Consider the following 13,407-nt stretch of genomic DNA (forward strand, 5'->3'; position numbering starts at 1 on the left):
CACATCTACAGCGGTACGCCGGGCTGCGCGTCCAGGTCCAGCGTCACGGTCGGGGCCACGCGCAGCGCCAGGTGGCTGGTCAGCACGATGCAGCCGGCGCGCGCCGCCGCGCGCCGCGCCAGGTCTTGCTGCAGCACCTCGACCGCCTGCGCATCGAGGCCGTTGAACGGCTCGTCGATCAGCAGCAGCTGCAGCGGCAGGGCCAGCGCCAGGGAAAGCTGCAGCTTTTTATACTGGCCCAGCGACAGGCCGCCGACCGGCTGGCGCGCCACGTCGGCGATGTGGAACAGGCCGAGGCGGGCCTGCAGCGCCGCCAGGTCGGCCTGCGGGTACAGCGACAGGTGCAGGTCGAGCCATTCGCCGGCCGTCAGCCAGTCGAGTTGCGGGGCTTCGCCGCCGCAATAAAAAGTGTGGCGGCGGTAGGCGAGGGCGTCGCGCCGGCTGTCCATGCCGTTCAGCCGGATGCTGCCGCCGGCCGGTGCCAGCGCCCCACCCAGCAGTTTCAACAGCGTGGTCTTGCCGCGGCCATTGCGTCCGCGCAGCCAGGTCAGGCCCGCGCCCAGGCGCAGGTCCAGGCCGGTGAACACGCTGCGTGTCTTGAAGTGGAAGGCGAGGGCGTCGACCTCGATCTCGACCTCCGTCCGCGGCTGCACGTTTTTGTCTAATTCCATATCCTGCTTCCGGTTGCGCACAACAACAGCATGCACAGCGCGACCAGCGCCGTGCGGCCACGCGGCGTGAACGGCGGCGTGCACACCAGCAGCGGTCCCATGCTCCAGGCCAGCGCCAGCCAGGCGTAGCCTGCCGTATGGGTCCAGGCGCCGGCCGCCAGCCCGCCCGCAGTGAGCGCCAGCAGCGGCAGCGCCAGGCCGGCCAGCAGCGTGGCGCGCGCGCGCCAGCCGAGCGTGCCCGCCATCAGCGGCAGGCCGGCAACCGCAGCCTGCAGCCGGACCAGCTGGCTGCGCAGCGCATCGTCGGCCTCGTGCACGAACAGTACCAGCAGCACGCTGGCCATGAGCGCGCCGGCCGGGTGCGGCAGCAGCGCCGGCCGCGCCATCCAGAGTGCGCTCGCCAGGACCGTCCCGCCCAGCAGCGCCGCCTGGCGCAGGCCGGCCAGGCTGCCCTGGCGCCACAGCGGCAGCCAGAACAGGTGGCGCCACAGGAAGCGCCATCCCGGCCGCGGCTGCGGCACATACCCGGCGCCACCGGCCGCAGCGCTGGCGGTAGACGATGCGCGTGGCGCCGGCGGGCGCAGGGCGCCGTGCACCAGCAACCCGCAGGCGCAGGCCCAGGTCAGCAGGAACGAGAACAGGGTGCCGGCGATGGCGCGCAGCGGCAGCAGCCAGGCCGGACGCGCATGCTGGAGCAGCCAGATCGCCAGCGACGCGGCATAGGCCAGCGCCAGCGGCGCCAGCAGCAGGCCGGCCACCAGCAGCGATGCGCGCAGCAGCAGGGCGGGCGGCACCGGCAGCGGCGCCAGCCAGGCCTGCACGGCGGCGGGCAGGATGCGCGGCCGCAGCAGCGCCACGGGCAGGCTCATCGCCAGCGCATGCAGTACCAGCAGACCGAGGGCGGTCACCGGTGGGCAAGAAGTGAAATACATCGGCGGCAGCGCCGCCACGGCCAGCAGGCCGAGGAGGGCCGGGCCGAGCGCCAGCACCACGATTTCGCCGGAACTGCGCAGGCGCGCCGTCAACTGCGCGAGCGTTTGCAGCGTGAGCCGGATCCGGAACCGGGTGTAGGTGTGCATCGAGATCGTATGCGCGTAAAAGTCAGAATAAACGAAGGCAGAAACGAAAAAAGGTCCGACGAATCGGACCTTTTTCGGTACTACCAAATACTGGCGGAGCGGACGGGGCTCGAACCCGCGACCCCCGGCGTGACAGGCCGGTATTCTAACCAACTGAACTACCGCTCCGTTTTACTCTGATCTTTTCTTCGTGCTTCGAGATACTGTCTGGTGGGCGCTGAGAGGCTCGAACTCCCGACCTAATCCTTGTAAGGGATCCGCTCTACCAACTGAGCTAAGCGCCCGGATTCACTATCCAGTATCTCTGTCAGGCGTTTGTCATCACGTCCGAAGAGGCACGCATCATAGCGTATCCATTTGAAATGATGCAAGGCCTTTACGGAAAAAAGTGAACATTTCCTGTGGCGGGGGCTGGGCATCGACTGTTGTATGCCTGCGTATGGACTGCGTAATTTCTTGCATAAGCTTATGTACATGCCTGACAATTATGCTTTTACAAACCGGCAATATATAGACGTCAACAAGATGCGTTGCCGGCGCAGGCCGACTTAAGGCGGCCGAAGGAAATAGCGGAGACACGCGGAATTCTTTCACCCTTCCCTTAGGAAAACTCAATGATCAAGATGTCCAAGATGCACAAGCGCGTCGTTGCCGCGCATGGTGCGGTGCTCGCACTGTCCGTCCTGCCGGCTGGCTCCGCCCTGGCCCAGGCAGCCCAGGCCAACGAGCTGCAGACGGTCACCGTGACCGCCCAGCGCCGTACCGAAAACATCAAGGAAGTGCCGGTATCGGTCAGCGCCATCAAGGGCGAACGGCTGGATGTGCTGGTATCGGGCGGCGACGACATCCGTCTGCTGGCCGGTAAGGTACCGAGCCTGAACATCGAGTCTTCCAACGGCCGCACCTTCCCGCGTTTCTATATCCGTGGCTACGGCAACACCGACTTCTCGCTGTTCGCCTCGCAGCCGGTGTCGCTGATCGTCGACGACATCGTGCAGGAAAACCCGATCCTGAAAGGCTTCCCGATCTTCGACGTCGCCGGCGTCGAAGTGCTGCGCGGCCCGCAGGGCACCCTGTTCGGCCGTAACACCCCGGCCGGCGTGGTCAAGATCGAATCCGAAAAGCCGAACCTGAAAAAGGTCGAGGGCTACTACAACCTGTCCTACGGCACCCACGGCACGGCCAACGTCGACGGCGCCGTCAACGTGCCGCTGTCGGACAAGTGGGCGATGCGCGTCTCGACCCTGCGCCAGCACCGCGACGACTACGTCGACAACTACAGCGACGTCGCGAAAACCAACAAGACCGGCGAGCTGGACGGCTACAACGAACACGCCGAGCGCGTGCAGTTCCTGTACAGCCCGGATTCGACCTTCAACGCGCTGTTCAACGTGCACCAGCGCACCACCACCGGCAGCGCGCGCCTGTTCCGCGCCAACCTGATCGGGCGCGGCACCAACGGCTTCGCACCGGGCACCGACCTCGACAGCCTGGTCAGCAACGCCTTGAACGGCCAGGACCTGAAGACGCAAGGCGCCAACATGCGCCTGTCGTGGGATCTGGGCGCGGTCAAGCTGTACTCGATCACCGGCTACGAAACCGTCAACCATTACAACAGCCGCGGCGACATCGACGGCGGCGTCCCCGGCCAGACCGGCGTGCCCTTCCAGGTGCAGACCGCCAGCCGCATGACCGACCTGAAGCAGTATTCGCAGGAATTCCGTGTCGAATCGAAGAACGCGGGTCCGCTGAACTGGCAGGCCGGCCTGTACTACTTCGATGAAGATGCGACCGGCGGCAGCGACAACTTCGACAACGCCCAGCAGCAAACCTCGCGCGTGGTCTCGAACCAGAAGAACAAGGCCTGGGCCGCCTTCGGTTCCGTGAACTACACGGTCAGCGACGACCTCACCGTGCGCGGCGGTATCCGCTACACCGACGACAAGAAGGATTTCAATACCCTCGAGCACACCAACGTCACCCTGATCGGACCGGCCGGCGTCAGCGAGAGCAAGAGCAAGGTCAGCTGGGACCTGTCGGGTACCTATAAAATCAACCGCGACGTGAACGCCTACGCCCGCGTGGCGACCGGCTTCCGCGCCCCGAGTATCGCCGCCGCTTCGGCGACCGTGCCGGTCACCGTGGCCGATGCCGAAACCATCACCTCGTACGAAGCCGGCATCAAGGCCGACCTGTTCGAGCGCCGCGCCCGCGCCAACTTCTCGATCTATGACTACGAAGTCAAGAACCAGCAGCTGACCGTGGTGGGTGGCAACTCGAACATCACCAAGCTGATCAACGCCAACAAGACCAAGGGCCAGGGCGCCGAGTTCGACGTCGAAGGCATCGTCAGCCCGTCGCTGCGCCTGACCGGCAGCGCCAGCTACAACTTCACCAAGATCGAAGACCCGAACCTGTACGTGACCCGTTCCACGACCGGTACCGTCACCGATCCGGTCGGCGCCAACGGCCTGGTGTCGATCAACGGCAACCCGCTGCCGCAGGCACCGAAGTGGATCTTCAACGCCACCGCACGCTACAGCATCCCGATGGGCGACGGCGAGTTCTTCGTCTTCACGGACTGGTCCTACCGTACGAAGATCAATTTCTTCCTGTACGAAGCAGTGGAATACACCGGCAAGCCGCTGACCGAAGGCGGCCTGCGCGTGGGCTACAACTGGGCCGGCGGCAAGTATGAAATCGCCGCCTTCGGCCGCAACATCCTCGACCAGCGCCGCATCACCGGTGCCATCGACTTCAACAACCTGACCGGTTTCACCAACGAGCCGCGCACCTACGGTGTGCAGTTCAAGGGCAACTTCTGATCCCGTCAGCTGGTTGACAAAAAGGCCGCGAGCGATCGCGGCCTTTTTTATTTGTCAAAGAACATTGAGGCGCGTTTGATATGGCTCAATACGAATGTGACATTTCGTGACGCGGGGAGCACTGGCGCGGATGTGATTTTTGGCTCTGTTTAGGCAATATTTCATTCTGTTTAGTTGATCCTGCACCGAAGAATCTAGGTTTTTGCGCTAACACCGGGTTTTTGTGTTGTATATGTATTGAATACAATTGTGAAATCCATCCACACATTGCTGAGCCGGAGTAGTCTGGTTTGTCCGCTGTCAAGACGGACGCCCGGTGCATACATGCGGTACCGGGACAATCAGATCTCAAGCATTAAAGTGCTTGCGGAAACTAAAACTTTTGTGTTTTTCTTACCTAAGGAAGAAACATGAAGTCTCAGCAATCGATGTATCCCGCAGTGTTGAAATTGTGCGCCGCAGCCGTCCTCGGCCTGGGTGCCGGGGCCGCCTTCGCGGGCGTGTCCGTGAACGACGCCGCAACCCCCGCGCGCGGCATGGCGGTCGTGGAGCAGACCGACCGCATCATCGTCAAGTACAAGGACGAAGCCGCACCGGTGGCGGTCAAGGCCGGCAAGGCTGCGGCTGCCTCCGTGCTGTCCGCTGCGCCGCTGTCGAGCGCACGCAAGGCCGTGCTCGACCGCGCCGGCCAGCAGTTCGGCTTCCTGATGAAGGAATCGCACCGCATCGGCACCGGCGCCCGCGTGATCAAGCTCGACCGCAAGACCACGCTGGCCGACGCCGCCAAGCTGGCCGCCGAAGTGGCCGCGCGCGACCCGAACGTCGAATACGCCGAGCCGGACCGCATCATGAAACCGCTGCTGACGCCGAACGATTCGATGTACAGCCAGCAATGGGATTACTTCGAAGCCACCGGCGGCATGAACCTGCCGGCGGCCTGGGACAAGTCGACCGGATCGGGCATCCGCGTCGCCGTGATCGACACCGGCTACCGCCCGCACGCCGACCTGTCCGGCCAGATCCTGGCCGGCTATGACTTCATTTCCGACGCTACCATCGCCAACGACGGCGGCGGCCGCGACAGCGACGCCAGCGACCCGGGCGACTGGACCGCCGCCGGCGAATGCGGCGCCGGCGAGCCGGCCTCGAATTCGAGCTGGCACGGCACCCACGTGGCCGGCACCATCGCCGCGCTCACCAACAACGGCAGCGGCGTGGCCGGCGTCGCCTTCGGCGCCAAGGTCGTGCCGGTGCGCGTGCTCGGCAAGTGCGGCGGCTACACGTCCGACATCGCCGACGGCATCATCTGGGCCTCGGGCGGCACCGTCTCCGGCGTGCCGAACATCGCGGCGCGCGCGCAGGTGATCAACATGTCGCTGGGCGGCGGCGGCGCCTGCGGCACCACCACCCAGAACGCGATCAACAGCGCCCGTTCGCGCGGCACCGTGGTCGTGGTCGCGGCCGGCAACGAGGCGCAGAACGCCAGCAACAGCAACCCGGCCAACTGCTCGGGCGTGATCACGGTGGCGGCAACCAACCGCTCCGGCGGCCGCGCCTCCTACTCGAACTACGGCACCGTGGTCGACGTGGCGGCACCGGGCGGCGACAGCGGCGCAGCCATCCTGTCGACCCTGAACGCCGGCACCAAGGCACCGGGCGCGGACAGCTATGCCGGCTACATGGGCACCTCGATGGCGACCCCGCACGTGGCCGGCGTGGTGGCGCTGATGCTGGCGAAAAACCCGGCACTCACCCCGGACGACGTCGAAGCCCGCCTGAAGTCGAGCGCGCGCGCCTTCCCGGCCTCGTGCAGCGGCTGCGGCGCCGGCATCGTGAATGCCTCGGCAGCGGTGGACGCCGCCACCGGCAGCGCCACCACGGCCGGCCCGACGGTCTCGGAAGCCGAGTCGAACAACACGCTTTCCACCGCCAACAGCGTGACGACCACGGGCACCACCGTCAACGGCACCCTGGCCAGCAGCTCGGACACCGACTACTTCGTGGTGCAGGTCCCGGCCGGCAAGACCCTGAGCGCCGTGTTGACCCCGAACTCGAGCTCGGACTACGACCTGTATATCTACAACAATGCGGGCACCCAGCTGGCGCTGAGCGAAAACGGCACCGGCGCGGTCGACAGCGCCAGCTCGGCCAACAGCGGCAGCACGACCGCGGCGCGCTACGTGCGCGTGGTGTACTACAGCGGCGGTACCGGTTCGACCAGCGGCAAGTACACCTTGAAACTGTCCTGGTAAATCCTTGCTGTTTTGATTAGAAGGCGCTCATTCGAGCGCCTTTTTTTATTTATATGACCACTTTTTTGTTATTAATCAATAACTTGACAAAAATTTTCCCGTTGCGAACGTCACTAAAACGGCCTCAGCGCTAGCATTCTCGGCTAGGCTTGCGGGTTCGGCTCATCAATAGTAACCCCAATAGGAAGCAGAATGACACAGCACAGCAAGATCGCCACCGTGTTGAAGTTTTGCATGGCGGCGCTCGCCGTCAGCGGCCCGCTGGCCGCCAGCGCAGGCCAGCAGGACGCGGCGAAACCGACCCGTTACATCACCCAGACCGACCGCCTGATCGTCCGCTACAAGGATGCCGTCGACACCTCGCGCCTGAAGGCGCTGGCGGCGCTACCGGCGAATGCGCTGTCGGCTGCGCGCCAGGCCGTGATCGACCGGGCCGGCCAGCAGTTCGGCATGACCCTGCGCGCGCTGCGCGCGACCGCGACCGGCGCCAACGTGCTGCAGCTCAGCCGCACCATGTCGCTGGCCGAGGCGAGGCAGCTGGCGGCCGAACTCAAGGCGCGCGACGCCAGCGTCGACTACGCCGAGCCGGACCGCATCATGACCGCGATGGCGGTCCCGAACGATCCCAGCTACAGCCAGCAATGGGACCTGTACGAAGCCACCGGCGGCATCAACGTGACCGGCGCCTGGGACCGCTCGACCGGCAGCGGCATCAACGTCGCCGTGATCGACACCGGCTACCGTCCGCACGCCGACCTGTCCGGCCAGATCCTGCAAGGCTACGACTTCATCGCCAGCACCAGCATCGCCAACGACGGCAACGGCCGCGACAGCGACGCCAGCGACCCGGGCGACTGGACCCCGGCCGGCAGCTGCGCGGCGGGCGTCCCGGGCCAGGACCAGGCCTCGAGCTGGCACGGCACCCACGTGGCCGGCACCATCGCCGCGCGCACCAACAACGGCGCGGGCATCGCCGGCATCGCCTACAACGCGAAAATCGTCCCGGCGCGCGTGCTGGGCCGCTGCGGCGGCTATACCTCCGACATCGCCGACGCCATCGTCTGGGCTTCGGGCGGCAGCGTCAACGGCGTGCCGGCCAACGCCAACAAGGCACGCGTGCTGAACCTGTCGCTGGGCGGCAGCGGCAGCTGCGACACGACCACCCAGAACGCCATCAACGGCGCCCGTTCGCGCGGCGCCGTGGTGGTGGTTGCTGCCGGCAATTCGAACATCGACGCCGCGAACTCGAGCCCGGCCAACTGCACCGGCGTGATCGCGGTGGCGGCGGTCGGCCGCAGCGGCGGCAAGGCCTCGTACTCGAACTACGGCAGCGTGGTCGACGTGGCGGCGCCGGGCGGCGACAACGGCGCCGGTATCCTGTCGACGCTCAACAGCGGTACCTCGACACCGGCCTCCGACAGCTACGCCTATTACATGGGCACCTCGATGGCGACCCCGCACGTTGCCGGCGTGGCCGCGCTGATGCTGGCGGCGAATCCGAACCTGACCCCGGACCAGGTCGAGGCGACGCTGAAATCGACCGCGCGCGCCTTCCCGGCCGCCTGCAACGGCTGCGGCGCCGGCATCGTCGATGCCCAGGCCGCCGTCAACGCGGCGCTGGCAGGTACGTCCTCGCCGGCCCCGGCCGTGACCTGGACCAGCTGCGCACCCGAAGGCGGCACCTGCTCGTTCAGCGGCACCCGCGAAGTGCGCTACGGCGCCAACAACAGCTTCGTGACGAAGGTCGTGACCGGCTCGACCGCGTGCACCAACGCCGTGTTCGGCGACCCGATCCCGAACGTGGTCAAGTCGTGCAGCTATTCGAGCGCGACCGTGGAAGCGCCGGCACCGGTGACCTGGACCGCCTGCGCGAACGAGGGCGGCACTTGCTCGTTCAGCGGCACGCGCGAGGTGCGCTACGGCGCCAACAACAGCTTCGTGTCGCGCGTGTTCACCGGCTCGGCGGCGTGCACGAATGCGACCTTCGGCGATCCGCTGCCGAACGTGGTCAAGGCGTGCAGCTATTCGAGCGCCACGCGCTGAGATTGCCGCATATCGTAGGGCGGGCTCCCCGAGCCCACCCTACGGACTTGCATCCCTGTATTAATTCAACGATACTGTATGCAATTACAGTATGAACGCTCCCGTCCGCAAGATCATCCACTGCGATTGCGATTGTTTCTACGCGTCCGTCGAGATGCGGGATGACCCGTCGCTGCGCGGCCGGCCGCTGGCGGTGGGCGGGCGCCATGACCAGCGCGGCGTGATCGCCACCTGCAATTACGAAGCGCGGCGCTACGGCATCCATTCGGCAATGGCGACGGCCCAGGCCATCAAGCTGTGCCCGGACCTGCTGGTGATCCCGCCGAACATGGAAAAGTACCGGATCGCCTCGCGCCAGATCATGGAGATCTACCAGGACTATACGGAATTGGTGGAGCCGCTGTCGCTGGACGAAGCCTATCTCGACGTGACGGCGTCGCCCCACTGCAAGGGCAGCGCCACCCTGATCGCGCAGGAGATCCGGCGCCGCATCTTCGAGACCGTCGGCATCACCGCCTCGGCCGGCGTGGCGCCGAACAAGTTCGTGGCCAAGATCGCCAGCGACTGGAACAAGCCGGACGGCCTGTTCCTGGTGCGGCCCGACGAAGTCGATGCCTTCGTCGCGGTGCTGCCGGTGAAAAAGCTGCACGGCGTCGGCAAGGTCACCGCCGCCAAGATGAACCGCCTGGGACTGGACACCTGCGGCGACCTGCGCCAATGGCCGATCGCGAAGCTGCAGGAGCATTTCGGTTCCTTCGGGACCCGGCTGTACGAGCTGAGCCGCGGGATCGACCACCGCGACGTGAATCCGGTGCGCGAGCGCAAATCGATCAGCACCGAGGAAACGTACACGCCGGACGTGCCCGACCTGGCCGCCTGCGTGGCATTGCTGCCGGAATTGATGGAGCACTTGCAGGGCCGTATCAAGCGCAACGGCGCCGAACGCTTCATCAATAAACTGTTCGTGAAAATCAAATTTTCCGACTTCCAGCAGACGACGGTCGAGTGCGTCGGCTATGCGCCGAACCTGGAGATCTATGCGCGGCTGCTGGAAACCGGCTGGCTGCGCGCCAGCCGTCCGGTGCGCCTGCTGGGCGTCGGCGTGCGCCTCGGCGACACCGAGGTCGTCGAACAGCTCAAGCTGTTTGACGAACGTGCAACACATTAAAAAAGCCTGCCCTGTCACGTGAAATGAGCCACGCGGCAGCGTGTAGAATGTCGTTCCCCTGGATTTTAGAGATAACCGAAAGCAACTTTATGTGGTTCAAGAATCTTCAGATTTACCGCCTGCCCGCTCCCTGGGCCTATACCCCTGAACAGCTGGAAGAAGCGCTGGCGTCGCAAGCCTTCGTGCCGGCCAACAGCAACGAACTGCTGCAGCAGGGCTGGGATTCGCCGCGCGGCAACGGCAAGCTGGTGCACGTGGTGAACAAGCAGATGCTGATGATGCTGGGCACCGAAAAGAAACTGCTGCCGAGCTCGGTCATCAACCAGGTCGCCAAGGCCAAGGCCGCCGAGCTGGAAGAGCAGCAGGGCTTCCCGCCGGGCAAGAAGGCGATGAAAGAACTGAAGGAACGCGTGGCCGACGAGCTGCTGCCGCGCGCATTTTCGATCCGTGGCAACACCTGGGCCTGGATCGACCCGGTCAACGGCTGGCTGGTGGTCGACGCCGCCAGCCCGAACAAGGCCGACGACATCATCAAGCTGCTGCTGAAAGCGGTCGACAAGATGCCGCTGGAATCGGTGCGCGTGCAGAGTTCGCCGGTGGCCGTCATGACCGGCTGGCTGGAATCGGACGAGGCACCGTACAACTTCACGATCGACCAGGATACGGAATTGCGCGCCACCGGCGAAAGCAAGGCCACCGTGCGTTACGTGAAGCACTCGCTGGATCCGGAAGACATCCGCCGCCACATCGCCGGCGGCAAGCAGTGCACCCGCCTGGCCATGACCTGGAACAGCCGCATCTCCTTCGTGCTGACCGAACAGCTGGCGATCAAGAGCATCAAGCCGCTGGACGTGATCAAGGAAGGCGAAACCATCACCTACAGCGACGATGAGCGTTTCGATAACGACATCATGCTGATGACCGGCGAGCTGGCCAAGATGCTGGCCGACCTGGTGGAAGCGCTGGGTGGCGAAGCCAAGGCGTAATTAACGCTCGCCACATGAAAAACGGCCCGGATTCACACCCGGGCCGTTTGCATTTTCAGATACCGACGATCATTTCGCCGCAGCCACTTCCTCGGTGGTCGACGGCTCCTTGACCCCGCCGGTGTCGCCATTCTCCTGCTGGCCGCTGGTATAGGTCGGCGCCTGGCGATTCGCGTGCGGTGCCGGCTTGCCCGGCAGCGGCGGCAGTGCTTTCGCCTTTTCCAGGTCGATGCCGGCGATCTCGGCCACGCGGCGGCCGTAGTCCTCGTCGCAATGCCACAGGTGCCAGACCATGCGCAGCTGGATCACTTCCGGGCATTTCTTGAGGTCGCCGCCGACGTTGGCGACCAGGTCGTCGCGCTCCCAGTCCTCGAAGGTGCGGTAGCGGTCGCCGGCCTGCTTGTAGTCGGCGGCGGTGCTGGTGGTCTGGTAGCGGCCCAGGTGGCCCTGCACGTACTGGTGATAGTCCTTCTCGGGCTGCGGTGCTTCCTGCAGGCCGCCGATCAGGCTCGGCTCGTAGTTCAGGTGCTTGTTCTCGCCGCCATCGTCGACGAAATACGCCATCTGGCCGTCGCGCTGGTTGGTGCGGGCGCGTGCCTTTTCTTGCGGCGCATTGATCGGCAGCTGCAGGTAGTTGGGGCCGACGCGGTAGCGCTGGGTGTCGGAATAGGACAGGGTACGTCCCTGCAGCATCTTGTCGTCCGAGAAGTCGATGCCGTCGACCAGCACGCCGGTACCGAAGGCCGACTGTTCCGTTTCAGCGAAGACGTTGTCCGGGTTCTTGTTCAGCACCATGCGGCCCACTTTCAGCAGCGGGAACTGGTCTTCCGGCCAGCGCTTGGTGTCGTCCAGCGGGTCGAAATCGAGTTCCGGGTGCTCGCCGTCGCTCATCAGCTGCACGCACAGTTCCCATTCCGGATAGTCGCCGCGTTCGATCGCATCGTACAGGTCGCGGGTGGCGTGGCTGGTGTCGTGGGCCTGGATCTCGGCGGCCTGCTGGCTCGTCAAATTGCGCACGCCCTGCTTGGGCTGCCAGTGGAATTTGACCAGATGGGCGATGCCCTGGTCGTTCACCAGCTTATAGGTGTTGACGCCGGAACCTTCCATCTCGCGGTAGTTGGCCGGGATACCCCATGGGCTCTTGACCCAGGTAACCATGTGCAGCGACTCCGGATGGTTGGCAATGAAGTCGTAGAAGCGCCACGGTTCCTGCTGGTTGGTGACCGGGTCCGGCTTGAAAGCGTGGATCATGTCCGGGAACTTGATCGCGTCGCGGATGAAGAATACTTTCAGGTTGTTGCCGACCAGGTCCCAGTTGCCCTCGACGGTTTTCAGCTTGATGGCGAAACCGCGCGGATCGCGCGCCGTTTCCGGGGATTCCTTGGCGCCGATCACGGTCGAGAAGCGCAGGAAGACAGGGGTCTGTACGCCGGTCTCGGTCAGGACCTTGGCGCGGGTGTATTTGGTGGCGGGTTCGTCGCCGATGGTGCCATAGGCTTCGAAGAAGCCGTGGGCGCCGGTGCCGCGTGCATGCACGACGCGCTCGGGGATGCGTTCGCGGTCGAAATGCGTGATCTTTTCGATGAACTGGTAGTTCTCGAGGGTCGCCGGGCCGCGTTCACCCACTGAGCGCAGCGACTGGTTGTCGCGGACGGGGTGGCCTTGGCGGGTGGTTAACGTGGGACGCTGCTCATTCATCGCTTGTTCCTCCTGCTTTCATGGGGAAGCAATTATAAAAAAGGACGAAAATGCGCAGCGTTCTGGAGCCTTTAGGAAAGGTGCATTGTCAAAGCCCCAGATTTGACGATCATGCGGCCCGGTCAGGCTGACTGGAACACGCCGGCTGCCCGGTTCTTGGTGACGTTGTCCCAACTAAAAATCTTGCCGTTCATCGCCACATACACGCCGGGCGGCAGCACCTGGGCCACGCCGCAGGCGAAGCCGAAGTTGAACAGCGCATCCGAGTTGGCGATTTCGTAGGGAATCATGGCGCCCGTGAACACGATGGTCTTGTCGCTGACGGCCGCACCCAGCACTTCGGCGGTTTCACGCATGGTGTCGGTGCCGTGCACGATGACGATCGCCTGTTCCGGCGCGGCCTGGCAGGCGCCCAGCACGCGCTGGCGGTCGGCATCCTGCATGTCGAGCGAGTCCAGCAGGGAAACGACTTCGAGCTCGACCGGGATGGTCATGCGGGTACGTTTAATAACGTCCGGCAAGTGGCTCTCGGCAAAGCCGAGTACACCGTTGAGCTCGTTGTAATGTTTGTCGAAAGTGCCGCCGGTGGCGATGATCCGCAAAGTCATGATGGTTTGGAAAGGCAGTGAAAAAAGGTGGGTAATGATAGCCGCAAACGGTAGTGTACCCCCATGGGTCTGCGCTA

9 protein-coding genes and 2 tRNA genes are annotated in these 13,407 nt (G+C 64.7%); 5 read left to right on the plus strand and 6 right to left on the minus strand.

Annotated elements, in window-relative coordinates:
* Nucleotides 1-5 precede the first annotated feature (5 nt).
* From FBX97_RS22690 to FBX97_RS22705, 4 genes are all read right to left on the minus strand, one after another.
* Nucleotides 6-671 carry an ATP-binding cassette domain-containing protein gene (locus FBX97_RS22690; RefSeq protein WP_141836845.1) on the minus strand — a complete coding sequence of 222 codons (666 nt, stop codon included), beginning with the start codon at nucleotides 669-671 and terminating at the stop codon, nucleotides 6-8.
* On the minus strand, nucleotides 662-1,750 hold the full coding sequence (locus FBX97_RS22695) for a hypothetical protein (protein WP_141836847.1): 1,089 nt from the start codon (nucleotides 1,748-1,750) through the stop codon (nucleotides 662-664). Before FBX97_RS22695 ends, FBX97_RS22690 begins: the two co-directional genes overlap by 10 nt.
* 91 nt (nucleotides 1,751-1,841) lie before the next feature.
* Nucleotides 1,842-1,918 (minus strand) — tRNA-Asp (locus FBX97_RS22700).
* A gap of 40 nt (nucleotides 1,919-1,958) precedes the next feature.
* Nucleotides 1,959-2,034 (minus strand) — tRNA-Val (locus tag FBX97_RS22705).
* Nucleotides 2,035-2,364: 330 nt separating this feature from the next.
* On the opposite strand from FBX97_RS22705, the gene FBX97_RS22710 reads away from it, so the two are divergent.
* The 5 genes from FBX97_RS22710 to FBX97_RS22730 all read left to right on the plus strand — a co-directional run bounded on the left by FBX97_RS22710 (nucleotide 2,365) and on the right by FBX97_RS22730 (nucleotide 11,024).
* Complete coding sequence (locus tag FBX97_RS22710) at nucleotides 2,365-4,575, plus strand: TonB-dependent receptor (RefSeq protein WP_141836849.1); 2,211 nt, start codon at nucleotides 2,365-2,367, stop codon at nucleotides 4,573-4,575.
* Between the two features lie 410 nt (nucleotides 4,576-4,985).
* Entirely contained in the window at nucleotides 4,986-6,827 is a 1,842-nt protein-coding gene (locus tag FBX97_RS22715; RefSeq protein WP_141836851.1) for a S8 family peptidase, read from the plus strand.
* Between the two features lie 192 nt (nucleotides 6,828-7,019).
* On the plus strand, nucleotides 7,020-8,870 hold the full coding sequence (locus FBX97_RS22720; RefSeq protein WP_141836853.1) for a S8 family peptidase: 1,851 nt from the start codon (nucleotides 7,020-7,022) through the stop codon (nucleotides 8,868-8,870).
* 91 nt (nucleotides 8,871-8,961) lie between these two features.
* The gene (gene dinB / locus FBX97_RS22725; RefSeq protein ID WP_141836855.1) at nucleotides 8,962-10,038 is read left to right on the plus strand and encodes a DNA polymerase IV; all 1,077 of its coding nucleotides are present in this window, start codon (nucleotides 8,962-8,964) and stop codon (nucleotides 10,036-10,038) included.
* Between the two features lie 89 nt (nucleotides 10,039-10,127).
* Nucleotides 10,128-11,024 carry a recombination-associated protein RdgC gene (locus FBX97_RS22730; protein WP_141836857.1) on the plus strand — a complete coding sequence of 299 codons (897 nt, stop codon included), beginning with the start codon at nucleotides 10,128-10,130 and terminating at the stop codon, nucleotides 11,022-11,024.
* Nucleotides 11,025-11,093: 69 nt separating this feature from the next.
* Here the strand turns inward: FBX97_RS22730 and FBX97_RS22735 are convergent, their stop codons facing one another.
* Both FBX97_RS22735 and FBX97_RS22740 read right to left on the minus strand, forming a co-directional pair.
* Nucleotides 11,094-12,722: a catalase gene (locus tag FBX97_RS22735; RefSeq protein WP_141836859.1), complete on the minus strand. Its 1,629-nt coding sequence runs from the start codon at nucleotides 12,720-12,722 to the stop codon at nucleotides 11,094-11,096.
* Between the two features lie 122 nt (nucleotides 12,723-12,844).
* Nucleotides 12,845-13,330, minus strand: a complete 486-nt coding sequence (locus FBX97_RS22740) for an asparaginase domain-containing protein (RefSeq protein ID WP_141836861.1) — start codon at nucleotides 13,328-13,330, stop codon at nucleotides 12,845-12,847.
* Nucleotides 13,331-13,407 lie beyond the last annotated feature (77 nt).

Origin of the sequence: Herbaspirillum sp. SJZ107 (assembly GCF_006715485.1) — a bacterium.
GTDB lineage: Bacteria > Pseudomonadota > Gammaproteobacteria > Burkholderiales > Burkholderiaceae_D > Telluria.

Coding starts and splice junctions, on each gene's coding strand:
- FBX97_RS22730 (WP_141836857.1), top strand. CDS start 10,128: ATGTGGTTCAAGAATCTTCAGATTTACCGCCTGCCCGCTCCCTGGGCC.
- FBX97_RS22740 (WP_141836861.1), bottom strand. CDS start 13,330: ATGACTTTGCGGATCATCGCCACCGGCGGCACTTTCGACAAACATTAC.
- dinB (WP_141836855.1), top strand. CDS start 8,962: ATGAACGCTCCCGTCCGCAAGATCATCCACTGCGATTGCGATTGTTTC.
- FBX97_RS22715 (WP_141836851.1), top strand. CDS start 4,986: ATGAAGTCTCAGCAATCGATGTATCCCGCAGTGTTGAAATTGTGCGCC.
- FBX97_RS22695 (WP_141836847.1), bottom strand. CDS start 1,750: ATGCACACCTACACCCGGTTCCGGATCCGGCTCACGCTGCAAACGCTC.
- FBX97_RS22720 (WP_141836853.1), top strand. CDS start 7,020: ATGACACAGCACAGCAAGATCGCCACCGTGTTGAAGTTTTGCATGGCG.
- FBX97_RS22735 (WP_141836859.1), bottom strand. CDS start 12,722: ATGAATGAGCAGCGTCCCACGTTAACCACCCGCCAAGGCCACCCCGTC.
- FBX97_RS22690 (WP_141836845.1), bottom strand. CDS start 671: ATGGAATTAGACAAAAACGTGCAGCCGCGGACGGAGGTCGAGATCGAG.
- FBX97_RS22710 (WP_141836849.1), top strand. CDS start 2,365: ATGATCAAGATGTCCAAGATGCACAAGCGCGTCGTTGCCGCGCATGGT.